Below are 22,808 nucleotides of genomic sequence, written 5' to 3' on the forward strand. Positions count from 1 at the left end.
TTACTCACCTCCCTAATCCTAATTGTTTAAATGCTTCCATTCTGTCTGTCGTGCTCTTGCGTGACATAATCAATGGTTCAACGGCGTATCTCATTGAGTCCATTAAATGGTTATCCCTATCAACAGGTTTACTTATCCATTCGCCTTGCTTATTTTTGTCATAAACATAAGCGTTCAATTCTTTGATCGTATGTTGGCACTTAGGCAATACATGTATCTTAAAGTCTTGTAAATAAGTAACACCAAATAAGATTTCGTATTTATGTGCTCTTGTCATATGAGGAATACCTTTGTTGCGTAACTCCTGTATCATACGGTCACCACCACTGGCATAATCAGCTCTAATCTCAGCACGTTGATAACCATTGTTTAATAGCCACTTCAATATGTCGTTGGTTAGCATATGTTGCTTGTACATTTCGTTGAATATGTAAACATCTTTAGTCTTAGTATTCACCGCCAATTCAATAAATGCTGTTGGGTCAGGACCAAAGCCCCAGTCCATACCACGCACCACATGAGCACCTTTAATTACTTCTTTAATATCAAATTGTTCAACCACTGTATTTTCATAAATAAGTCCTTCAGCAATACCCCAGTCGCCATAAACAGCTACCCTAGAACGTCTTGGGTTACGCTTAGTCATTTCTAACAAGCTATTAACGTAGTCTTGGTCTAAGAATGGGTTATCTTTGTAAGTCGTTGTTAGCGATAACGAATTAGCTACCTTTGTCTTTTCATCAAAGAAACGCTTCTTAAGCCAATGGTGTTCATTCCATGGATTAAAGGTTAATACTGTTTGATAAAAGCCATTTGGGTCATTTATAATTCCACGCATTGACTCATCAACTGTATTAAAAGCCTCTTCAAGTTCCAACTGATAGCTTTCTTCCACCCACAATCTACATAAGTTACCCGTTTCAACCGAAATAGATGTAATTGATAGTGGTTTATCGGCGCCACGAAACAATATCTTTTGCCCTGTCGGCTTATAAGTTATCTCGGGCAACGATCCATTGAATTGGAATAGATTACCAACACCCATACGATTAGCAACTTTTTGCAACAAAGTAAATGTACTTTGCCGATTAGTATTTGCGTATCGCCTCAACACCAACCAATTAACATAAGGTTTCGTAACAATATCATAAATAACCTTAGTCGCTGTTGCCTCGCTTTTACCACTACCACGACTGCCCTTATAAGCTATATAACGCATCTTACTGTTGAACAATGGGGCATATGCACCACTTACCATTTCAGGAAGTTTCCAATCAATTGTTGTCATTAGATATCCTCCTTAAATGGTTCAATATTGATTGTGACTTCGCCACTGCCACCACTTAACAACTCAGATTTCTTTTCAGCAATATCAGCTTCAGCAGTCAGCTTGCGCACCTGTGCATTTTGCATATCATCAGGTGTTAGTTTATTTAACTCTTCAAGCAGTTTCTTTTGCGCAGCCTGTTTATCGTACAAATCAAGGACAACACCATCACGACCTATTGATACCTTTTTGATTAGGCTCGTATCAACCTTTGATTTGTCTTTGAGTTGCACCCATGATTGATGATGCTTAACGGGATTATCGTCAGCATCCAACTTTACATTCCCTTCGTTATCAGTTGCTAAAACATCATAAGCACCAAAGTCCAAATAATCGCCAATATCTGAAAATGATTGCTTCATTAGTTCAGCTAACACATCTTCTTTATTAGCGCCTAGGTCATGTAAACGTGCTTGCCTCATACCCTGAATAAGTGATTGTACCTTAGCATTTCTTAGCATTCTAGAACCATTAACCATTGCTGTGTCATAGTCCACATCATACACATTTATATACGCTTGCGTTGCGTTGAAAAGTCTCACATACTCGATAACAAAAGCTTTTTGCTTATCAGTTAAGTCGCTATCAGCTAGTTCATCAACGACCTGTTCCACTTTATTTTTTGTATGCGTACTTTTTGATTTTGTACGCGTACCTTTTTGGGATGGTGCATCCTTATTTCTAGACCAGCTATAACGTTGTTTCCAACTCTTAACTGTGCTTAAAGCAACATTGTATTTATTGGCAATATCTTTATACTTCATACCGACATTGTAGTCTTCTTCAGCATTTTCCCACTTCTCGGTCATTACATATCACCACCTCGCTTTTTCTTTTGTGCTTTAACAGCTTTCTTTTTCTTATTATCAATGTTGCTGATGATTTCGTTTTCTATTCTGCGGTACCATTCATTTGCCATTTACTTGCCCCTGCCATGAACCATTTCATAATACGCAATTGCTACAAGTGCTCCGGCAAAATAGCCAATCGTATAATCATCAATTGTTTTAAAATGCATAACTATTTCAGCTATTATACTTATCGATATTGTTGAGAAAAACCAAAGACACACCCACATTAATTTTTTTGTATTCATGTGTTATTACTCGCTTTCATCAAATAATTCAAAATGAAATAACTGGTCAGAATATTTAGCAGTAAAGTTGCCCACTAATTTCATAAGTTCTGTTTCATTCAAATTATTTCTTTCCTTTTTTACACCAATTTGAATAGCTTCAATTAACATGTAATAGATAGATAAATCAACACAGCCAATAACTTCATCACCAACGGTTATATCCACTTTCTTATCGCCATTAGCAATTGCTTGTTCTAATTTAGATTGCAACATTTTCGCAAAATCCATATCAATACCTCTTTCAGTGCAAAATAAAAAGACAGCGATTTAGTAATCGTTGCCTTTGCAATTAATAATATTTCGTCTTAATAGAATTAAAAATATTTTCCCCTAGATTTGTTAATCCTAGTTAGTTTTTATTTTATAAATGAATTGTTTTACTCAATACCATAGATATATATATTGTTTCTACTAATGAACTCACAAATAAACTAAACACAATTCCTAATATAAGTGTTGAAAATAGTGTTTGTGTAGTTTTATCAAATAAAGATACAGATACTAATGCAGAAACAGACAATAAAAAATATAATTCTGTAGTAATTAATATTCTATCTAAAAATTTTTTATCCGTTCTTAATACTTTCAATGGCCCTATTGATAATTTAGGTACGAATACCAACATAGCAACCAAAATAGCAGTCGTCATGCTTGAAAAAGATAATAAATTAGACATAACATCTATAAAATTGTTAATATTATGCGGTGTAACTTCAAATTTAATAGTCAACCCAAATGCTACTATACCAAATAATATTGCATATTTATTTCTATTGATTCTGTCTTTCATAACTATCACCTTCGCAAATTGGAAGATTTTTTGTAATGAAGTCTCCCTTAATTGCATATGCTTTGCCTAGGTAATTAAAGTTATCTAAAATTGTTAACCCTTTAAATTTATCATATTCTATAAATCCGGAGTATGATAATTTATTAGCTAATAAATCATACATAACCTCTACACCATTATCAATTCCCTCGACATTTATTGATTTCACTTTATCAAAGGCTTTATCTTCGCCTAAACTTTTAATTTTAGCCATTACTCCAGCTTTATTAAGTTTAGTAGATTTAATTCGAAATTCATATTCATCTCCATTCAATTTATTTGCTAATTTAATATCTCCAAGTTCTGACCGAGAATCATCAATTTCACTTTCTGCGTCTCCTGTTTTAGCCACTTCAAAACTAAGTGACTGTATTAGTGTCAAATTTTCTAAATTATCTATCGACTTTTCATCCGGAATAAACGCAAATTTTATTCCATGAACATCCTCCCCATCTTCTCCAAAAATTCTTGACAAGAACTTTTTTAGTGCCCACATATTAGTACCACCAATTGTTCGACTAATACACACAATTGAATAAAATGGATCAATTAAAAGCTGAGTGTCAAACAATGGGCCAACTTGAGACATATCGATATCCTCTTCGCTCAAGTCTATGATTTCCTCTCGTTCGTCTATGACCTTGCTAAGGTTCCCATATTTCACTTCCTGTGTAGAATCGACATTCGCAATATTTATTGCATAAGAATACCATTCTTCACTATCTCCTCCCAAATTTATAAAACCTTCTAATGGAATTTTTTTTATGGCCGAAATATAATATGTAACATCTTTAATTTCTAACTCATTCACATTATTATACGTTTTATTTTGAAAATTACGATAAATATTGTCTAATTTTGACCGAAGTGAGAATTGACTACTTTCTCTCTTTCCTTGCTGTAATTGATAAAAACTAACCTTCTTAGATTTCGCCTCTTTTTCTGCCATATCCCAGTATTCTCCATAATTATATTTTTTTTAATTATGTAATAAAAAAAGCAAGCTGTAAACTCGCCTAAAATATAATATAGATTTAGTTGTTTTAATTTTAGAAACAACTAGAGAGAACTGTGGGGTTCGAACCCACGACCAACGGCTCTACCAACTGAACTAGGCTCTCACCAACCATAGTAACGCACCTTGTGATGATAACTATCATTTTATCCACAACTAGTATCGAAATGATAACTAGTATTCTGCCTTGCCTTATAGTGTGCGAGACAGTCATTCAATACTTTCCTTTGTGGCATGCAAGCGGTTAGGATTTGCACCTAACAACGAATAAATCACTGGTATGTGCCTATTCAACACTGGTATTTACTGCGTCTACCTATTCCGCCACGCTTGCTGTGAATCATTGGTTAGTCGTTGTTGCAAGCATATTAAGAAAGCGCCAATTTAGCGACTGAGGATTAATTAACCAACTTTCCACACTACATATTATGCGCCTATTATTAGCTCAAAACGGTATTAAGCTGGAACTAATGTGGGTCGAAATCGGGTCATGGTTCTGACACTGCTCCCTAGCCAAATGCCAATCACCTCTTTAAAATCATCTCGCCACGCCCTAACTGTACGTTCATCAACATGTTCTTTTTGTGAAATCTTTATCCACTTTTCATTGTATTTATACTTGGCAACTAGCACACGCTTACGACAATCTAGTGTTGTGCTTAACATCATCTCAATCATTTCCTTTTGATAACGTAAGTCTTTTAAATATTGGTCATTCTCTTCACGTATCATAGCTGACTCAATCGGATTGTTGTAATCATTTTGTTTACGACCACCACCGATATTCTCGTCCGGCACGCTATCAGCGTTGTATTTTAATTCTAGTTTACGCATATTAATGTTCATATCTAATCGCCCTGTAAAATAATCACTCAATACCTTATCCAACTTGTCAGCCATGTCGCACCTCTCTCATGTTTTATCTATTCCATAATTATAACATTTATTTTATGTATTCTAAAATGGAATACATTGGACAAAATAAAAAGCTACTACATTTCTGTAACGGCTAATCATTTTAATATTTACTTTGAATTATTCAATGCATTTTGCGATTATGCAGATACACTTACGATCCATTTTATCCATGATATAACGGTTCCAGCTCTTCGGGTTGCAGTGGATTCGTTAACTGTTGACACTCTATCTAATAACAGCTTAGCGACCCAATCTTTATCAATATCGCTGTGCATAATAAATTCCTGAAATGCTATATTAATGCACTCATCTTGAAGTAGTTGCCTTATAATTAGCATATTTCTAGAATTACTGTTTGGAAGTCTCTTGATTTGTCTACCAATTTCAGTCAACTCATATTTATAGGTGCCCTCAACTTTTTGTAATAATCCTATATACATCAGTGCACTGATATAATAGTTACTTTGTCGACGGTTAAACTCATATAGTTTAGTCACTTCATTTCCAGTAGTCGTACCATCTACCTTGTTAAGCAAATCTAATACTCGGTTAAAATTATCGGCTTGTGGAAACTGAACATTGTTATCATTCGACTTTACGATCGGAATTTCCTTTGCAAGTTGCATGATAACTTCGATAGATATATCCAAGTAATGATCAACAATAAAATTAATTTGCTGCACTTTATTAATGCTTGAATAGTTATTCAAGTCAGTAAATTCAAAAATATGAAATGCATATATACCATCTGAGTGCGTAAAGTATATTGGCATAACCTTCTTATCAGTATTTAAATTGTCAAAGATTCGATATGGGTAATATAGCTGCCTAACCATAAAATTTTCAGGAATATGGTTCTTAGCTTCAATAATTGCAAGCTTGTCGCCAGTTTCATAACCAGCGTCTATCTCTACTTGACTGTTATTCACAGAAAAATTGTACTTACCGTTATTGTCATCTTTTACATTTATTGAGTAAGAAAACGGACCGCTTTTGAGCCTGCCGGTAATAGTCGCCGCAGCTGGGAACATTTGCACATCATTATTCTGTAAAACCGTATCAATCATACCAGTCATTTGTGCAACATTTAACGCTACAGACTCAGATGTAACATCAAATTCATCAAATGTTCTAATATATTCTGGAATATTAACAGATATTGGCTTTACATCATCTTGATATTCCAATGCACTATATGCCTCGAACTTGCCAATAACATAGGTTCCTCTTGTGTCTGGTAGTATAGATAGACTATTTTCCCTAAATATTTCAGGACGTGCTTTGTCCGAATCAAATTTAGTCATCAACCTGGGTTCTCTATACTTTTTTATATCTGTAGCTTCAATTTTAACTATCTTGTCTTTTTTCAAGTTATCTAAAATTCTATATTCATCAAATATTTTTTCCCAAGCGTCCTCTGTTAAATTCTTTTTCTTAGCCATATTTATATCCCTTAACCAAGTAGATTAGATCTTATAATTCATAATCAAGACCTCATCTACTGCCCCTCGACCACTAGCTTTACTGTTAATGGCTCTTTTTGCTTTTACAATTCTAGTTGTTTCACTGTACTCTTTGTATAGCTCGTGAATGTAAGAAGTCGATGAATTAGACATCATGACATACGCGCCCTTTGCGTCTAATTCTTTAAATACATCTCGCAAACGTTCTTGTTCTTCATCTCCGAATCCGTTTAGTGTATAACCAACAAAGCTTTTCTTATCGTTAGTTACATCAGCATAAGGCGGATCCAAATATACAAAGTCGTTTTTCTTAACGTCTTTCAATGATTCACCATAATCACCATTTAAAATCGTGATGTCACTTTTTTGTAAGTACTTTGAGACAGCTCTAATTACGGCTTCATTTACAATTGCTGGATTTTTATATTTACCATATGGAACATTAACTTGACCATGACTATTAACTCTAAATAAGCCATTGAACCCAGTTTTGTTTAGGTAAATAAATCTTGCTGCACGTTCCACTTCACTTTTAGTCTCTAGAGTACCGTCCCGGTCCCAAGCTCGAACTTGATAATAATAGTCACTAGAATTATTTTCACTATGTGTCTCTAATAATTTTAAGAGTTCTTCACTTGAGTCTTTAACTACTTGATAAGCGTTCGTTAACTCTGAATTAAAATCATTTATCACTACTTTTTTCAATTGTTTGTCTAAGAAAACAGCTCCACCACCAACAAATGGCTCATAATATTTCTTAAAATTCTTTGGTGTGTTCTCGTTAATTTGTGGCAGTAGCTGTCGTTTACCGCCCGCCCATTTTACAAATGGCTTCACCAGTGGGTTTTTATTCATTTTATCCACCTATTCTAAAACAGTTATTTACTACATAATACAATTTACAGGTTAACTAATCAATTAAGTTTAACTAAATTTATATTTTACCATTACTCCAGATCACTCAATGATTTAACTTTCATGATCTAATATGCCTTACCTTGATAAGCGCTTAACAACTCGTATAAATCGTTTCCACTTGCGACCACTTCAGCTGTCATTTTCATACGGGCTTTCAGTCTTTTCACCCTCGGCTGTTTGTTCTAATTTGCGTGAACTACCTTTTGTAACTCGATATAATCGGGATCATCATTGGGTATAGTTGCATCATCAAATCTAATTGTGTAACCACGCCCATACTGGTCCTTTGTGAACTCGCCAATATGATATCGATGTTCCAATTTATGAACCAAATTCATCATTTTGGTTCTATCTATCTTTAAATTATCGACTTTACTCTCACGTAGTTCATACATACCGTTTGCGGTTTCAAGGCGCTTTTGGTAATTTTCACCATCAACAATGTGAACACCAATATGCAGTTCATTAGCTATTTCTTTTTTTGATAGCCCTCTATTCCAAAGTTCAACAAACTTTTTATAACGTGCTTCATAAGCAGTCGGACTTATGTTAACTCTCGAACTCTTCATTTTTATTACTCCAATCTATTTCAACTCGGGGGTTGTCTTTATCAATACCCCTGAAATCGTCATGTAGGCTCGCTACGTACGTCAAATTATCGTTAGGTAAAAACACCTTGCCACGTACAGAAGCCTCTTGAAACCCGTCTAAAATGAATTTATGCGTGAATGTCCAGTTGTCTAAGTCAGTTCTGCGATTGGGGAAATACCAATCAAGTTGAAATTTGGTATTTTTATCAATCGGACCTAATCCGTCAACCATCGCTTGGTCGACAATTGCCACAATCTTTGATTGAATACGCTTCTTATATCCTGCTGCAATGTGTCGTCCCATGCCGTTTTTAACGCCGTGTACATTAATCCATTCATTCAACGTTACTTTTACTAGCTTCCCATGCTTAGGAATCATGAATGCTGTTAAGGGGATGATTAACTTAGCCATTAATTTGCCCTCACTATCGTGATGTCATCAATCGAAATCGGATAAACACTAGCTAAATACTTTTTCATATAGCCAACGCGCTCCCAGGGCATGGCGCCCCAATACCTATCTTCGCCAAATACATGAGCATGCAGCTCGTATAACGTTTCTTCGTCCATTGCTACACCTCCCTGACGTCTCTTAATTTATTCATAGCAATGACATGCTGTGGGTTCTTAGGAATTAACCTAGAAAGTGTTGCATTGTCGTATTTATTAGCTAATGCAACTGCATTATCATTTGAAGTCATAATCGTTGCTTTGCCTTTGCGGGCATCAGCCAATCTAAATAACATGCCTGCTACTTTTTCTTTGGCTTCCTTTTGCGTTTCTTTCCCAAAATCATCAAGAACCAGCACATCAACTTCACGCATGTATTTCTCAATCACTGCTAACTTCTGCTGCAGCTTTTCATCATGAAATGATTGATAGGTCATATCTCGCCATTCGACAAGCGAAACAAACATCTTTGAACGTTCTTCTGATAGCCCGCTGATAATTGCTAACGCTAAGGACGTTTTCCCCGTCCCTGCTTTGCCATAAAGCATGACGTTGAATAATTGTCCATCCAACTCTTTCATGACCTTATACGCTTGATTAGCCACGTTTCTGGCTGTCTGCTCATTTTCGCCTTGCATAGCAGGCTCCCAATCTTGAAATGTGAATGATCGTTCTGCTTCATCACCCCAAAGACTAGCTTTGAAATACTTAGCACGCTCTTGCGCTTGCCAACTTTTAATAATTGCATCGTGTTCCAATCGTTTTTTCTCTGCAATTTCTGCTTGGGTAGGCATAGCTTTTAAAGTACCTTTTGATAGCGCAAATTCATGTAATTTTTCCATAGCTTCTGATAAATTACCCATATCACACTAGTTACCTTTCCAATGCTCTTCCATTTCCCTTGCCCATTCAGCACTTTCTTCATTTTTGGGTACTTGGTTAGCATTTCTACGTTCTTGAAAATCACGTTTACTTGCATCCCATTTAGCAACTGTCGTGATACCTTCTTTTAATTTGTTTTCTAAGATTGCACGAACATAGTTGTAATTACGTTTGCCATTGTTAGATGCTTCTTCCAATGACCTGACAACAACACCAACTTCCATATGGTCATCTTCTACATAAGCTAATAAGTTTTCAGACTGGAAAGGTGTTAGAACTAATGAGAAACCATTCTTTTCAATTGCATCAGACAACTGTTGTCGAACGGTGGCGGTTGGGTGGGATTGTTTCTTCTCTATCTCTCCCTCTGTCTCTATCTCTTTATCTATATCTAACTCTTTCTCTATCTCTACGTGACCCTGTCGTGACTTAGGTGTGACATTGTCACGTTCAATCAGCGTTTGACGTTCTCGTTCTCTTTGTCTGCGTTTACGCTCGGTAGATGAACTTTCAGAACCAACCATACTTTTCATTGAAACTAGCTCTACCTCATCACTACCGCTATCAACTAAAAGTCCCTTGTTGTGCAGGTAATTTACAGTCACTTGAACGTTTTCAATATCTTCATCAATATCCAATGCAATTTCTTCAATAAAGTTATTTGCAACGCCTTCGAAATATAACTTGCCATCGCTTTGCAAGCTTTTTAGCAACATCTTCAAATAAATAACTGTATAAGTGTCGCCACCAGCAATTCTGCGCAATGCTTTAATTTCCTTACGATTAAAAAATTCTTCAGGTAGTTTCAACCAAAAATAACGTTTATTTGTCATACTGACCCCCTAAAACGGTAACTGACTTTCAAAGTTTTCAGGCGTTCCAAACATTTGTTCAGGACTATATGCACCTTGCTGTGGTTGCTGCTTGAAGTTGCCTTGTTGCTGTGGCTGTTGATTGAAACCACCTTGTTGTGATTGAGGCTGTTGTTGTGGTTGTTGTCGTTGCTGTCGTTGCTGATTAAAACCACCTTGTTGTTGATTGAAGTTGCCCTGACCTTGCTTGCGTTGCTCGGTTTGTTCCTTGCTCTCTAGCAAGCTAAAGTTTCGAACATTCACTTCTGTGACATAGACTTTTTGACCTTGGTTGTTATCATAGCTGCGTGTTTGGATACTGCCTTCAAGCCCAATCATTGAACCTTTAGCAGTCATATTAGCCATGTTCTCGGCTGACTTACCCCAAATTACAAAGTTGATAAAATCACTCTCGTGTTCACCGTTTGCGTTGCTATATTGTCGTTGCACAGCTACCGATGAACTAGCCACCGCTTTACCTGAATTTGTATACTTAACTTCCATGTCCTTAGTTAGTCTGCCAGTTAGTACGACGTTGTTTATCATCGATTTCCTCCATTCGCTTGTATGTCATAATTCCTAATCTGTTTAACGTTTGAGCATCTAACTTAATGCCCTTTACGTGATATTTATTTTTAAATGTTGGCCAGCCTAATTGATGTGCCTCTTGATGATGTTCACGACATAAAGCAATTAAATGTTTTTGCCTGTGATCAACGAGATTTCTATCATTTCCCATGCCAACAGTGTCAAGATGATGAACATCTGCATGCTTGCCACAAATCACACATGACCGATATTTCAATGACTGGTACATATAAGCATCTAAGTCATCTTGATAAGTCAGTCCACTGTGTGTCATTGGCACATGATTTTTAAGCGCATATTCCAGTAGAAACGTGATGAATTGCCTGGCTGTCGTCATATCAGTATTTGCAAAACTAAAATGTGATGTGCCCGTTTCAGCTGTAAATAAATACTTCATCCACTCTTTTTGCTCCTCGGGTAGATAGCCTGACCACGATGCAATTTCGCCGATAATGGCATATGCCTTTTTTCGTTGCAAAACACTCAAATGTCGTTCATCTTGCACGTTCACAACAACTTGCGGTTGCTCCTCGGTAGTAAATAGGGACAAACTAGCTAACTCTTCTTGGCTTTCTAGTGAGACCACTATTTGATTACCTTTGACCGCTATTATACGTCCCCATAAATCCATTACTTAATCCCTGCACGCAGCCAATTAATAATTGCTTCCTTTTGTTGATCATTTAGATTGTTAAACGTGTAGAAACTATTAATGTTTGTATTAAATTGTTGGCTAATTGCTTGATACATTGCTTCTTCAGTGAAGCCATTCTTGTCTCTGAACGCTTTTGATACGCCACCAAACATTGAATTCAATTGATTTTTCGGTTGGCTTTGTGTTTTTTGTTGTGCTTTTGGTTGACCTTTAGGCGCTGCATTACCATCATCATCAACATCACTGGCAATGCCAAACACCATTGATAACGAATAACGTCTAGCGTATGTCTCTGCTGAACCTTCTGCTTGTGCGCTGTTAGTACCACGATTGCCTAAATCTCCTGCAATAGGAGCGCCCTGTATTTCTAAGCGTTCACCATAGCCGTCAATTACTGTCCACATAACCCGTTCTCTTGGTTCGTTGTGCCAAAATATCTTAGCTCCCACTTTTCTTTTAGCTGCATTGATTGATGCAATAACTGCATCAAGCGTGACATATGATGATTTAAACATTGGATTACTTGCATCTTTTTTTGGTTGCTCAATAGCATCTTGTAGCGCTGACAAAGCTTCAAACAGCCCACTATATGTTGTATTTTCTTCAGTCATTTTGACACCTCATTATTATTCCCAAGTGGCGTAAGGCTTTGTGCCATGCACAATGTGTGGTTCAACATCACCGTTAATCACATCACCAAACTTTTCTTTCAGCTTGGCAGGACTTTTAACTAGTACGGCATCATAACCATATTTATAAATCATTTGTGCTTTAAAATCGTTGTTATCTGCATCAAATTCATCAGATTTACGATTTTTATGAACGTACCGACTAAATGTATGACCCGCTTCTAAGCGCTTGTCTATCTCTTTCTTAGCTACCTTCTTTGCTTTATCAGCAATCTTGAAAAGGTAATTAACTTCTTCAAGCGTACGATCGTCCATATTCTCAAAATCTTTAACGGTTAATTGTGTAACTGGCACCATTTCGCCATCTGTTGTAACAATTGTTGCAACGTGTGTATCGATTGCTTGTAATTCATCCATGCCTATATTCCTCCGTATCTACTTTTGCATAGTTGCTCACTAAGAAGTCGGCTGCTTTGACGATAGGAACATTAACTCCCTCAACGTCAACTACTTCATCACCTAAATAAATCTCATCGCCCTCGAAGTCATATCCCCAAGGCTCATCATCATTTGGTGGGTCAATTAAATCTTCTGGCATGTGTTGCTCCTTTCGTGCTAGAATAAAAGGGTAATTTCAGTTGATAATTCAATTACCAGAAGTCTAAATACTCCAATATTTAGACTTTTTTTATTGTTCTTCTTTCTCAGGTCAACTGCCTGCAACGACTGGCGTGTATATGAAATCGTGCAAATTTTTTATTCACACCAGCCTTTGACGACAGTTGACCCGATTTAATTTAGAAGCGCTTTTCTGCTGCTTCTTTGCCGTCAATCAAGCGAATGATTAACCAAGCCAACATCAAGAATGCCAAGCTGATTATTCGGCTACTGATACGCAACCAGTACTTGATTGCTTCCCAATACTCAATTACCAACCAAAGTGCCCCACTCACTGCTAACACTGGCAGTACAATGTATTTGATGATTAGCCACATTGCTTGAAACACTAAGCTCATATCACTGAAATTCATATCTATCTCCTTTCTATATTTCTCTGTTGCCCCACTTGCGCAGTAATTTTTGAGAAAACCTACCATCTCTCACTTCAACGCCCGCCATTACAAACGTAGTTTCTTCCCTGATTTCTTGAAATTTTTCTTCTCCATAGCCCAGTAATGCAGCTGCTGTTGGTCCATCTAACCAAATGCGTTGCTCAATGGGAATCTCTGGCTTTGGTCTCGACATAGCTAATCTCCTGTATCACTCAAATAATCTAAGTAGCTATTCATGAACTCTTTTGCCTGTTCATGCTTGGCTTCCTTATCGGTTTCTTCAAGGACATCAAATAGTTGGTCGACTAATCCATATGGATCATTAACCTTATTACGCTCTGTTGAATTTGGTGTTTCGCCCATATCTTTAGCTAAATCTTCCATAGCAAGCGTTAATTGAGCGAATGTATCAGATACGTGCACGCTTAGATTTACATCTTCTGTTGTGTCATCTTTCAGACTGTTGATATCAGCTGAATGCATGGCAACCAGCAATTCGCTTGATAATTGAATGATGTCGTATTTATCAGGTACGAGCGTTGTTGCTGGTACATAGCGTTTAGTTTGTAATGCTGGATGTGATTTGTATTTAGTCATAATTAATTCTCTCTTTCAATTGTTGGTAAAATGTCATCTACTTTTAGCAAGTTGTAAATGAATACACGTCCTTTTTGTGTCCATTTAGTATTCATTTTTACATCGCTACTACCATCTCTCTTAGTGATGTCAACCGTTGTGCTGAACGTATATCCCTTGTCTTGATACTTTGAATAAAGTACCCATTGACCGCCAATTTTGTATTGCACAGCTAAGCTGTGTAACTTGTTGTTCATCTGCTTAGCTGACCAACCATAATCTTTTGCAATTTGTGTAATAGTTACTAATGACTTTGATTGCATGATTTTGTCATAATAATCAGCCTTAGGTCGTGACTCTGAAACCTGCTGTGTGAGCAACACATTCTTTTCTCGCTCATTTTTTAATTCAGTCGCCACCTTGATTAATGTATCGGGATTTAATAAAATTTCTTCAATCTTGTCGTTAGTTAGATACGCTCCGTGTTTGCGAATGCTTGGCAAGACTTCATGGTTTACCCAGCGCATAAATTGCTTAGCTTCTTTTTTACGGCTGCCACCAATAAACCGATATAGACCTGCTTCACTAATGACATTCGTTTCACCCTGACGCCCTAGATTGAATCTACCCCGTTCGTCATCGTCCAATCTCTTCAAGGCATCTGAAACATTTTTTATTTCTAATGCTTTTGCTACATCTACTGCTACGAACCAAACTTCATCATCAATTTCTACCGTTCGAACATTCATTTGTTCAAAGTTAAATACCTGCACTTCATTACTCATGGTTACACCTACTTTCTTTGTTGTTATAATTGTTTTACTAGCTCATTTGCTTAGTTCCTGATGAAAGGAGACATACAATGAATAAGGAGTTCCTTTACCACCGTCGTCTAAACAAAGACACTCAATTTAAATATGAAACTCCATCTTCCGAAGGTAGAAAAATTGAAACGATTGGCAGCCCTAATGCTTCTCGGTTTACTTTTGCCAACGGTGATGAATTGTTTCAAATAGTCTCAAAAGATTACGTTGATTTATTCAGCACTTTTGAGTTGAAAATTGAGACTTACTAACCTCTTAGGCATTCTTGATATCTTCAAGGATGCCTTTTTCTTTTCTAAACGCTTTATTTCCGTAAAATAACAAGTCTCCATTGTTCATGTTGCCAACTACATATTTTGGTTTAAAACCATACCAGTTAGTTGTTTTTGTTTCTTCCATGTTTAAGCCTCCTTATAGTTCTAACCAGTTTTCGCCATCATATTTTGTATAAGTAAATAACTTGTTTAGGCATACATATGCTTGTCGATTATTTGCTTGTCCGTTCATCAATTGATAAACGTAAGACTGTGTCCTACCAATGTGATTAGCAAGTTCTTCAACGTTTATTTGCTTATACTCGATGAAGTCTTTAAATCCTTTACGTGCATCAAATAATGTTTTGTTTGCTTCCTTAATGCTCATAGGTTTAACCTCCCGTTTAATTTTCAAGTAAAATTCATTGACTTTTTTATAACTAAAGTTTAAACTTTAAGCATAGTTAAAAACCGCAATAAATCACTACATTTATCATGTCTACCTCGCCAAAAGTACATTTGATAATTGCTTGTTTTTTTGTTGCTTATTACTTGAATGACTTAAGTTTATAACTATAGTTTAATTACGTCAAGCGTTTTTACAACAAAAGTTTAAATTTATTTCGTTTAATTTGGAGAATTTACAATGACAACATTTGAACGAATTAAACAAACCGCAAAAGAACGTGGCTTAACTCTCAACCAATTGAATGATGCAGCGAAACTAAAAAATAATATTATCTACTCTTGGAAAAATAAAATGCCATCAGCTGAAAATCTTTCAAAAGTTGCTGACGTTCTAGGTGTATCGGTAGACTACCTATTAGGTAATACTGACGATATGCATGCAAATAAAAAGAATCCTGAAAAAATGGATTCCATCGAACTTTCTGAAGCATTACGTAAAGAAGGTGCTTCGCTTCAATTCGAGGGAAAAGAGATTTCAGATGAATATAAAAAAATACTTTTAGGTATTTTACAGAACTTAAAATAAGGAACACATATGAATGATTTCTATTTTGAAAAATTAAAAGAACGTCAACTTAAAGAGCTTGAAGATATTATTGATAATAAAATAACCAACGCTGGAATTGAAGTGGTATATGTGCATGCTCCAACTGATGATCCTGACTTAATTATTCCGTCTAGAAATTTAATGGTGATTAACCTAGATTCAAATGTTAGCCAACCAATTGTCTATAGAAAAGGGCATGAATTTATACATTTTTTAACGGTAGATATTGATAGCATTAAGTCTTATTCATATTCTCTTTATTGTAAGAAGTACGAGGAACGAACAGCAAACCAAGGAGCAATTAACTTATTTGCTAAAATAATGTATGCAGATTTACCAAATGAAGCCCGTGACTGGACAAAAATGATGGATCTATTTAATTTACCAAGCTGGTATGATCAAATGGTAATTGATGCTGTTTATGACGATCCAAAACAATTATTAATGAACTATGAAAATGAATATTAACACATACGTGCAACGACTGATTCACGTTAAAAGCTGTTTAAGGAGTGAGCAAAATGGCTCGGGAAAAGAAACAAAAGAAACCATTTTTCAAAAGAATTTGGGTATGGGTAGTTATTGTATTGGTTGCGCTAATTGCAATTGGTTCAATTAATGGTAGTGACGAAACTACTACTAGTAATGACAGCTCTAATGATGCTTCAAAAGCTGCTAACAGTTCTAGCAGCGCAGAAGAAGCTGATACTAAAGGAGCAAGTAAAAATCAATTAAGCGCCCTACTAAAGGCTAAGACATACTCATCAATGATGCACATGTCAAAGCAAGCAATATTTGCTCAATTAACTGCATCTACTGGCGATAAGTTTTCACAAGAAGATGCACAATACGCAGTAGATCATTTGAAAGCTGATTATAATAAAAACGCTTTGAAAAAGGCTGAAGATTACTCAAAGCAACAAAACATGTCAAAAGAAGGCATTCGCCGACAGTTAACAGCAAGCACAGGAGAGAAATTTACAGAAGAAGAAGCTCAATATGCTGTTGATAATCTCAAAGCTGATTACAACAAGAATGCTTTGAATAAAGCTAAAGATTATCGTAATCAACAAAATTTAAGTCCTGAACAAATTAGAGAACAATTAACCTCTCAAACTGGAGAATTATTTACGCCTGAAGAGGCTGATTATGCAATTCAACATTTAGGAGACTAAACAAAAAAACACGTACACCCCTATCGCCAAACAGTAGTGTACGTGCTCCATATATTAACAAGCGTTTTGTGCGCTTAAATTACATATCTAAGTATACCAGACCTGGATATGTCTTTAAACTATCTATATTTTTTACATGAAAGGTTAGGTTTAAACTAATTATGGCTGATATCGAAAAACGTGGCTCTAAGTACTTAGCCCGTGTATCATATAAAGAAAAAGGTAAATATAGAAGAAAAAGCAAAGGTGGTTTTACAACCAAAAGTGCCGCTAAAGCATGGATAAGACAACAAGAATCCGATAAAACCACTAGTCAATTCACAGTTGATAGTAAGCAGACCTTCCCCGATTATTTCCAATCATGGTGTGAATTATATAGATCGGACGTGAGTGATGCACAAAAGCGTTGGCATAAATTTGCTTACAACGTTTATTCAAAACGATTGAACAATGTTTCGTTAGCTAAATTAACGCGTCCGATATTGCAACGCTTCTTAAATGGCTTAGCAAAAGATTACGCTTTTAGTACTGTCAAAAAACTTAAGACATATCTAGTGCAGTCTATCAAAGGCGCTTTATATGATGGTTTGATTTCCACTGACCCGACAATTGGTTTAACTTATACGGGAAAAGATGGAAAAAATAAAGACTTAAAATTTTTAGAAGAACCACAAATGAAAGCGTTGATTGAATTTTTAACTAGCATTCCAATATTTGAACGCAGTGTTAGCGACATGATGATCATAATGGCGTTAAATACTGGCGCAAGATATGAAGAAGTCGCCGCCTTAACTTGGAGCGATTTAACTAGTAATTCTATTTCTATCAACAAAGCATGGGATCAAGTATCACACAAAATTAAAGAAACAAAAAATAAATCATCTAATCGTGTGGTAAGTGTTCCTAACAATTTAATTATTGATTTAAAAGCATGGTCTCCTGTTCATAACAATAATGACTTCATATTTTGTAATGAAGAAACTGGTTTGCCACAAACAAGTAATGCTGCTAATAAAAAATTGCAGAAAGTGTTAATTGAAATTAAATCACCTAAAAGGATTACCTTTCATGGTCTTAGACATACTCACGCAAGTTGGTTACTTTCAAATAATGTTGATGTTAAATACGTCTCTGAAAGACTAGGTCATTCAACAATTACCATGACATTAGATATATATACTCATCTATTACAAAAGACCAGAACCCATGAAGAGCAAAAATCAATTTCATTGTTATCACAACTATAATTTTAGTGGCAAATCTAGTGGCAAATTTTTTGGAAAACCACGGGAAGCCACGGGAAAATATAGTAATTGAGATATTTATTTATTAACGCAAAACGTTGATATAACAGCATTTTAAGTATGCATACAGTATTTATAACTAGCAATCCTAATTCCCCCCAGGTCCATTTTATAGATGCTATAAACGTTGATATAAAGGTATTCACATTGTACCTAGTGCCGAATTGGTGTCCAATTTATTTGACTGACTAAATCATTAAAGATTTAGTCAGTTTTTTTAATTTTATTTTATTAGCAGCAACCCATTAAATTAAAAACATCACTAAACTACAAAAGAACGATCAACACCACCTTTATATCATACTCTAAATTAGTCAATTATTTTGTATAGCCTAATTATAGGGGATAAATTACCATTTTTAATCCTTTAATTGTTGTATTTAAAAAGCATCGACCTATTAATATCGATGCTTGATAATCGTTTCATAATTTCATGAATTATTTAGTCAACAGCTTATTTAACCAGCGTACTAGCGCCTGTTGCATAATCAATTTTTACACCCTGCTGAACATTTGGCACAAAGACATTAAACTCTAGCTGTCCATCACTTGACTTAGCTTCCATATGATTACCAGACGGTACTAAGTCATTATTATGATAAATTGGTGTTACGCGATAACGAACCCTTTTATTACCATCTAGTGCCCGACGAACCTGCGTTTCATAGTAATTTTGACCAGTATTTTCTGCGTTACCATTCGATGCTTGATTAGCCCAGGCAGTTTGTGTTGCTATATTTTGTGGATTTGCCTCAGATGGATCAAATGATTTAATATTACCGGCCAAAGCATATCCAATTAAATGTCCCCGGTTATACAAAGTATTATATGTCCCTCCGATTGTTGCTTGATGCCAACCAACCGGATTAATCGTTTTTGAATTCCCTGTTTCATCTCGTGAACGATATTGTCGACTACTTTTGTTTAAATAGGCATTAGCTACTCTTGGTCTTCCTAGACCATCTTGGGATGATAATTGCACATATGGTGCTACATTAACGTTTGCATTTAAATCTGTTTTATCATCGTTAACGATATATGAACCGGTATTATTAAAGGTTACTTTATTCGCTTTTAATTGCGCAACAACATCATTTGTTAGAACCGTCTTGCTTAACGATTCACTTGGATATTTATCAAAAACAGTACCATAATTGATGCCATCTTTAAGATTAACTGTTGGTTGACTAATCTTATTACTTGATACACTACTTTTAGTGTCGGCAGGCTGTAGCTTGTTATCAATATCAGAAATAACACCTGTCTGTTGTAAAATAGCGACGCCAATAACTACCACAACAGTGCTAATGGATACTGTCTTTGTCCGTTGTTTTTTCTTGTGAACCATATGAATCTCCTTTTTATAACCTGAATAAGTATATCACGTCATAAAAAGTTATTACGTTTTTCATATTTTTAATTCACTTAATTCTGAACAGGCTGATTGTTATACGTTAAAATCGTCAACCCATCAGCACTCAGTTCCATACGTGCAATCGAGCCATTTAATGGACGCTCATGAACTTGAATTTTACCTTCTCCAAAGCGATCAGCTAAAGAAATCAAAGTATTACCATGACTAATTAACAAAACACTATCACCATCATCCAATATTGGATTATTTAAAATACGTTGAAATCCCTGATTTACGCGTTGCCAATATTCTTCACTATTCTCCGCATCATGCCACGGATCAGCCGCCTTTAATAAATCTTTGGTTTTATCCACACCATATGCATCAACAATTTCTTTATACGTTTTCAGACCAACTGAAGCGCCTGCGCTTGTCCAAGCAACATCCATATTAGAGCCCTCAAAACTACCATAAAATTCTTCACGAAAGTTTGAGGCTGTAATTAATTGTAAGTGCTGTTTATTTTTATTTCCATCAATAATTATTTTTGCCGTATCCATCGCTCTAGTTGTATCCGAGCTATACGCTGCTTTTAAATCTACATTAGATAAAGTTTGTGCAGCGATTTGAGCATCTTTAATACCCTCTGCCATTAATGGCGAATTACCCCATCCTTGTAATTTATTATAACGATTAAAGTATGTCTTGCCATGACGAACAACATATAAGTGCAACGTCTTCATAATGTTTCCCCCTATACTTTACAATAATTACTTGCGTTTACGCTCCATAATTCCTTTACGTCTTAATATTTGGTTAGCTTGTAAATGATCTCTGAAAATTGTAATGGCTTGTTTAGCTTTGCCACCAACAAATTCAAAAGTTTTACCATCCGTTGTTTTTACAAAAAAGCCACGATAATAGAAATTTAAAATAATTTCCATGCTGACAGATTCTACATTACGCCATGGAATTTGAATGTATCCACCACCAGTGTTAGCGCGAAACTCAATGCCACGATCGCCATAAAATATTCGACCTTGTTGAATATTAACTGGTGACATCATCGCATTAGCATTACCTGTTAACAAAATATTTGAATTTAATCCTTGCACCATTTCATTTCTCCCATTGAATAAAAAAAGATGGGACAGTTTATCATCCACTGTCTCATCTTTTATTTTAACAAATTTATTTAAAATTAGTTTATGCCATGATACCAAAGGCATATGCCAAAATACCAACAAAGAACAAACCAAAGATAATCGTAATAGCAGATACACGCTTACGTAGCAACCACAATACAATGAACATCAACAATAATGGTGCCAAGCCTGGCAATAATTGATCTAATGTATCTTGCAAAGTTGTTACTTTATAAGCTGTCAACGATTGACCACCCTGGATTTGACCAACAACATCGGCAATCTTTGAGGCTGAAACATCACCACCATTAATTGCTTTTGCCAAACCTGGAATGTCTGCTGCAGCACCATCTTGTACCTTAACCTTTGACATTACCATTGGGAAGTTCATCGTTGTCCAACGAGGAACTAGCACTCCCATGATAAACATACCTAGAATTGAGGCACCAGTGGTAATTTTTTGCATGGCACCACCAGCCAAGTCTTGCGTAATATTCGTCCCTTCACGGTATCCCAATTGTTGTGAATACCATAGGAACAACATACGAATAAGATTCCAAACAACGAAGAAAATGATTGGACCCATAACTGAGCCACTTTGAGCCATACCAGCAGCAAACGCTCCTAGAACAGGGCGCATAGTTCCCCAAAAAATTGGATCACCAACACCAGCCAAAGGTCCCATCATTCCGACCTTCACACCGTTGATTGCTTCATCGTTAATTTCTGCACCATTAGCACGTTGTTCTTCCATTGCTAATTGAACACCCAAAATTGGTGATGCAACATAAGGGTGTGTATTAAAGAATTCCAAGTGACGCTTTAAAGCGCTAGCTCGATCTTCTTTTGTTTTATACAAACGGCGGATACCGGGAATCATTGAAAATGCCCATCCAACGTTTTGCATACGTTCATAATTCCATGCAGCTTGCAAGAAAGTTGAACGCCACCAAGTATTAACAAGATCACCTTTAGTCAAGTGAACTTCATTCTTTGTTTCTTCACTCATGATGTACTTTCCTCCAAGCTTAGTAATTATTTAAAATCGTATCAATTGGGTCGCCGTTACCTGAGCCACCTTTTCCAGAACCGCTATTTCCTGAACCACCGTTAAAACGTGGTGATAGTTGTAGGTAAATCAAAGCCAATACAAGACCAATCATACCCATAGCAATCAAGTTTAGTTCTGAAACTGCTGATAATGCAAATCCCAAGAAGAAGAATGGCCATAGTTCTGCAGTAGCCATCATGTTAATAACCATTGCATATCCAACGACAACAATAAATCCACCGGCTACCGCCAATCCCTTAGTAATTACATCAGGAATTGCATTCAATGCATCATTAACAGGACCAGCACCAACGGCCATGACGATAATAACAGGAATTGCAATACGCAATCCTTGTAGACTCAAAGCTGTCCAGTGAACTGTTTCAACACCACGCAAACTTCCCTTTTCAGCTTGCTTGTCAGCAATGTGAGCCAAAGCAACAGTCAATGTACGAACACCAATTGTCAAAACTTGACCAGCTACAGCCAAAGGAATAGCAATTGCCATACCAGTGTCAACACTAACCTGTGCTGGACCAGTAACTAAGTAGGCTGAAACAGCTGATGCTAAGGCAGCATCGGGTGCGACAGCAGCTCCAATGTTCATCCAACCTAGCGCCAACATTTGTAATGTTCCACCAAGAATAATTCCTTCAGTCAAATGACCATTAGCTAGCCCAATTAATGTGGCGGCTACTAATGGTTGGTGAAACTGAAATTGATCTAAAATCCCATCCATTCCTGCTAGGAATGCAAATAGAACTACGAAAAACGCTGAAATCATGCGTTATCCTCCCGAATAATT

35 protein-coding genes and 1 tRNA gene are annotated in these 22,808 nt (G+C 36.2%); 5 read left to right on the forward strand and 31 right to left on the reverse strand.

Going from position 1 to position 22,808, the window contains the following annotated elements:
- Positions 1-4: 4 nt before the first annotated feature.
- The 24 genes from FFM55_RS06460 to FFM55_RS06560 all read right to left on the reverse strand — a co-directional run bounded on the left by FFM55_RS06460 (position 5) and on the right by FFM55_RS06560 (position 14,666).
- Positions 5-1,288 (reverse strand): PBSX family phage terminase large subunit, encoded by a 1,284-nt coding sequence (locus FFM55_RS06460; RefSeq protein ID WP_137600734.1) that lies wholly within the window; start codon positions 1,286-1,288, stop codon positions 5-7.
- Complete coding sequence (locus tag FFM55_RS06465; protein ID WP_137600735.1) at positions 1,288-2,136, reverse strand: terminase small subunit; 849 nt, start codon at positions 2,134-2,136, stop codon at positions 1,288-1,290. The genes FFM55_RS06460 and FFM55_RS06465 overlap by 1 nt, the downstream gene beginning before the upstream one ends.
- Before the next feature lie 110 nt (positions 2,137-2,246).
- Positions 2,247-2,423 carry a hypothetical protein gene (locus tag FFM55_RS09815; RefSeq protein WP_170999666.1) on the reverse strand — a complete coding sequence of 59 codons (177 nt, stop codon included), beginning with the start codon at positions 2,421-2,423 and terminating at the stop codon, positions 2,247-2,249.
- A gap of 6 nt (positions 2,424-2,429) precedes the next feature.
- Positions 2,430-2,693 (reverse strand): hypothetical protein, encoded by a 264-nt coding sequence (locus FFM55_RS06470; protein ID WP_137600736.1) that lies wholly within the window; start codon positions 2,691-2,693, stop codon positions 2,430-2,432.
- 133 nt (positions 2,694-2,826) lie between these two features.
- The gene (locus FFM55_RS06475; RefSeq protein ID WP_137600737.1) at positions 2,827-3,255 is read right to left on the reverse strand and encodes a hypothetical protein; all 429 of its coding nucleotides are present in this window, start codon (positions 3,253-3,255) and stop codon (positions 2,827-2,829) included.
- A complete protein-coding gene (locus tag FFM55_RS06480; protein WP_137600738.1) occupies positions 3,236-4,243 on the reverse strand; it encodes a hypothetical protein in 1,008 nt (335 codons plus the stop codon). The genes FFM55_RS06475 and FFM55_RS06480 overlap by 20 nt, the downstream gene beginning before the upstream one ends.
- A gap of 114 nt (positions 4,244-4,357) precedes the next feature.
- Positions 4,358-4,415, reverse strand: a tRNA-OTHER gene (locus tag FFM55_RS09820).
- Between the two features lie 350 nt (positions 4,416-4,765).
- On the reverse strand, positions 4,766-5,209 hold the full coding sequence (locus FFM55_RS06485; RefSeq protein ID WP_137600739.1) for a DUF722 domain-containing protein: 444 nt from the start codon (positions 5,207-5,209) through the stop codon (positions 4,766-4,768).
- Positions 5,210-5,364: 155 nt separating this feature from the next.
- The gene (locus FFM55_RS06490; protein WP_137600740.1) at positions 5,365-6,669 is read right to left on the reverse strand and encodes a type II restriction enzyme; all 1,305 of its coding nucleotides are present in this window, start codon (positions 6,667-6,669) and stop codon (positions 5,365-5,367) included.
- A gap of 24 nt (positions 6,670-6,693) precedes the next feature.
- The gene (locus tag FFM55_RS06495; protein WP_137600741.1) at positions 6,694-7,545 is read right to left on the reverse strand and encodes a DNA adenine methylase; all 852 of its coding nucleotides are present in this window, start codon (positions 7,543-7,545) and stop codon (positions 6,694-6,696) included.
- Positions 7,546-7,790: 245 nt separating this feature from the next.
- Positions 7,791-8,177 carry a hypothetical protein gene (locus FFM55_RS06500; protein WP_137600742.1) on the reverse strand — a complete coding sequence of 129 codons (387 nt, stop codon included), beginning with the start codon at positions 8,175-8,177 and terminating at the stop codon, positions 7,791-7,793.
- Positions 8,158-8,610: a RusA family crossover junction endodeoxyribonuclease gene (locus FFM55_RS06505; protein ID WP_137600743.1), complete on the reverse strand. Its 453-nt coding sequence runs from the start codon at positions 8,608-8,610 to the stop codon at positions 8,158-8,160. Before FFM55_RS06505 ends, FFM55_RS06500 begins: the two co-directional genes overlap by 20 nt.
- Positions 8,610-8,768 carry a hypothetical protein gene (locus FFM55_RS09825; RefSeq protein WP_165206823.1) on the reverse strand — a complete coding sequence of 53 codons (159 nt, stop codon included), beginning with the start codon at positions 8,766-8,768 and terminating at the stop codon, positions 8,610-8,612. Before FFM55_RS09825 ends, FFM55_RS06505 begins: the two co-directional genes overlap by 1 nt.
- Before the next feature lie 2 nt (positions 8,769-8,770).
- The gene (locus FFM55_RS06510) at positions 8,771-9,511 is read right to left on the reverse strand and encodes a DnaA ATPase domain-containing protein (protein ID WP_137600744.1); all 741 of its coding nucleotides are present in this window, start codon (positions 9,509-9,511) and stop codon (positions 8,771-8,773) included.
- 6 nt (positions 9,512-9,517) lie between these two features.
- The gene (locus tag FFM55_RS06515) at positions 9,518-10,363 is read right to left on the reverse strand and encodes a phage replisome organizer N-terminal domain-containing protein (RefSeq protein WP_137600745.1); all 846 of its coding nucleotides are present in this window, start codon (positions 10,361-10,363) and stop codon (positions 9,518-9,520) included.
- A gap of 9 nt (positions 10,364-10,372) precedes the next feature.
- Positions 10,373-10,927 carry a single-stranded DNA-binding protein gene (gene ssb / locus FFM55_RS06520; protein WP_137600746.1) on the reverse strand — a complete coding sequence of 185 codons (555 nt, stop codon included), beginning with the start codon at positions 10,925-10,927 and terminating at the stop codon, positions 10,373-10,375.
- Positions 10,890-11,600, reverse strand: coding sequence for a putative HNHc nuclease (locus FFM55_RS06525; RefSeq protein WP_137600747.1), 711 nt, complete (start codon positions 11,598-11,600; stop codon positions 10,890-10,892). Before FFM55_RS06525 ends, ssb begins: the two co-directional genes overlap by 38 nt.
- Positions 11,600-12,235, reverse strand: a complete 636-nt coding sequence (locus FFM55_RS06530) for an ERF family protein (protein ID WP_137600748.1) — start codon at positions 12,233-12,235, stop codon at positions 11,600-11,602. The genes FFM55_RS06525 and FFM55_RS06530 overlap by 1 nt, the downstream gene beginning before the upstream one ends.
- Before the next feature lie 15 nt (positions 12,236-12,250).
- Positions 12,251-12,670, reverse strand: coding sequence for a hypothetical protein (locus FFM55_RS06535; protein ID WP_042492687.1), 420 nt, complete (start codon positions 12,668-12,670; stop codon positions 12,251-12,253).
- Positions 12,663-12,851 (reverse strand): hypothetical protein, encoded by a 189-nt coding sequence (locus FFM55_RS06540; protein ID WP_042492686.1) that lies wholly within the window; start codon positions 12,849-12,851, stop codon positions 12,663-12,665. Before FFM55_RS06540 ends, FFM55_RS06535 begins: the two co-directional genes overlap by 8 nt.
- Positions 12,852-13,050: 199 nt before the next feature.
- Entirely contained in the window at positions 13,051-13,284 is a 234-nt protein-coding gene (locus tag FFM55_RS06545) for a hypothetical protein (protein ID WP_137600749.1), read from the reverse strand.
- Positions 13,285-13,297: 13 nt separating this feature from the next.
- Entirely contained in the window at positions 13,298-13,498 is a 201-nt protein-coding gene (locus FFM55_RS06550) for a hypothetical protein (RefSeq protein ID WP_042492683.1), read from the reverse strand.
- 2 nt (positions 13,499-13,500) lie between these two features.
- Positions 13,501-13,902 (reverse strand): hypothetical protein, encoded by a 402-nt coding sequence (locus tag FFM55_RS06555; protein WP_042492682.1) that lies wholly within the window; start codon positions 13,900-13,902, stop codon positions 13,501-13,503.
- A 2-nt stretch (positions 13,903-13,904) separates the two neighbouring features.
- Positions 13,905-14,666: a phage antirepressor gene (locus FFM55_RS06560; RefSeq protein WP_137600750.1), complete on the reverse strand. Its 762-nt coding sequence runs from the start codon at positions 14,664-14,666 to the stop codon at positions 13,905-13,907.
- A gap of 77 nt (positions 14,667-14,743) precedes the next feature.
- Between FFM55_RS06560 and FFM55_RS06565 the strand changes: the two genes are divergently transcribed.
- Positions 14,744-14,956, forward strand: coding sequence for a hypothetical protein (locus tag FFM55_RS06565; protein ID WP_042492679.1), 213 nt, complete (start codon positions 14,744-14,746; stop codon positions 14,954-14,956).
- A gap of 4 nt (positions 14,957-14,960) precedes the next feature.
- Here FFM55_RS06565 and FFM55_RS09830 read toward each other — a convergent pair whose 3' ends face one another.
- Positions 14,961-15,104 (reverse strand): hypothetical protein, encoded by a 144-nt coding sequence (locus tag FFM55_RS09830; RefSeq protein ID WP_155982501.1) that lies wholly within the window; start codon positions 15,102-15,104, stop codon positions 14,961-14,963.
- A 12-nt stretch (positions 15,105-15,116) separates the two neighbouring features.
- Positions 15,117-15,347, reverse strand: a complete 231-nt coding sequence (locus FFM55_RS06570; RefSeq protein WP_137600751.1) for an XRE family transcriptional regulator — start codon at positions 15,345-15,347, stop codon at positions 15,117-15,119.
- Between the two features lie 258 nt (positions 15,348-15,605).
- On the opposite strand from FFM55_RS06570, the gene FFM55_RS06575 reads away from it, so the two are divergent.
- The 4 genes from FFM55_RS06575 to FFM55_RS06590 all read left to right on the forward strand — a co-directional run bounded on the left by FFM55_RS06575 (position 15,606) and on the right by FFM55_RS06590 (position 18,396).
- Positions 15,606-15,953: a helix-turn-helix domain-containing protein gene (locus tag FFM55_RS06575; RefSeq protein ID WP_137600752.1), complete on the forward strand. Its 348-nt coding sequence runs from the start codon at positions 15,606-15,608 to the stop codon at positions 15,951-15,953.
- A gap of 9 nt (positions 15,954-15,962) precedes the next feature.
- On the forward strand, positions 15,963-16,442 hold the full coding sequence (locus FFM55_RS06580) for a hypothetical protein (RefSeq protein WP_137600753.1): 480 nt from the start codon (positions 15,963-15,965) through the stop codon (positions 16,440-16,442).
- A 53-nt stretch (positions 16,443-16,495) separates the two neighbouring features.
- Positions 16,496-17,149 carry an Ltp family lipoprotein gene (locus tag FFM55_RS06585; RefSeq protein WP_137600754.1) on the forward strand — a complete coding sequence of 218 codons (654 nt, stop codon included), beginning with the start codon at positions 16,496-16,498 and terminating at the stop codon, positions 17,147-17,149.
- Between the two features lie 161 nt (positions 17,150-17,310).
- Positions 17,311-18,396: a site-specific integrase gene (locus FFM55_RS06590; RefSeq protein WP_137600755.1), complete on the forward strand. Its 1,086-nt coding sequence runs from the start codon at positions 17,311-17,313 to the stop codon at positions 18,394-18,396.
- A 511-nt stretch (positions 18,397-18,907) separates the two neighbouring features.
- Here the strand turns inward: FFM55_RS06590 and FFM55_RS06595 are convergent.
- The 5 genes from FFM55_RS06595 to FFM55_RS06615 all read right to left on the reverse strand — a co-directional run bounded on the left by FFM55_RS06595 (position 18,908) and on the right by FFM55_RS06615 (position 22,787).
- Positions 18,908-19,801, reverse strand: coding sequence for a DNA/RNA non-specific endonuclease (locus FFM55_RS06595; RefSeq protein ID WP_052348390.1), 894 nt, complete (start codon positions 19,799-19,801; stop codon positions 18,908-18,910).
- 77 nt (positions 19,802-19,878) lie between these two features.
- Positions 19,879-20,550 carry a histidine phosphatase family protein gene (locus FFM55_RS06600; protein WP_042492674.1) on the reverse strand — a complete coding sequence of 224 codons (672 nt, stop codon included), beginning with the start codon at positions 20,548-20,550 and terminating at the stop codon, positions 19,879-19,881.
- 27 nt (positions 20,551-20,577) lie between these two features.
- Positions 20,578-20,925 (reverse strand): DUF956 family protein, encoded by a 348-nt coding sequence (locus FFM55_RS06605; protein ID WP_137600756.1) that lies wholly within the window; start codon positions 20,923-20,925, stop codon positions 20,578-20,580.
- 88 nt (positions 20,926-21,013) lie between these two features.
- A complete protein-coding gene (locus tag FFM55_RS06610; protein ID WP_042492672.1) occupies positions 21,014-21,961 on the reverse strand; it encodes a PTS system mannose/fructose/sorbose family transporter subunit IID in 948 nt (315 codons plus the stop codon).
- Between the two features lie 19 nt (positions 21,962-21,980).
- Positions 21,981-22,787 (reverse strand): PTS mannose/fructose/sorbose transporter subunit IIC, encoded by an 807-nt coding sequence (locus FFM55_RS06615; RefSeq protein WP_042492671.1) that lies wholly within the window; start codon positions 22,785-22,787, stop codon positions 21,981-21,983.
- Between the last annotated feature and the right edge of the window lie 21 nt (positions 22,788-22,808).

Origin of the sequence: Weissella sagaensis, assembly GCF_005405285.1 — a bacterium.
Taxonomy (GTDB): domain Bacteria; phylum Bacillota; class Bacilli; order Lactobacillales; family Lactobacillaceae; genus Weissella; species Weissella sagaensis.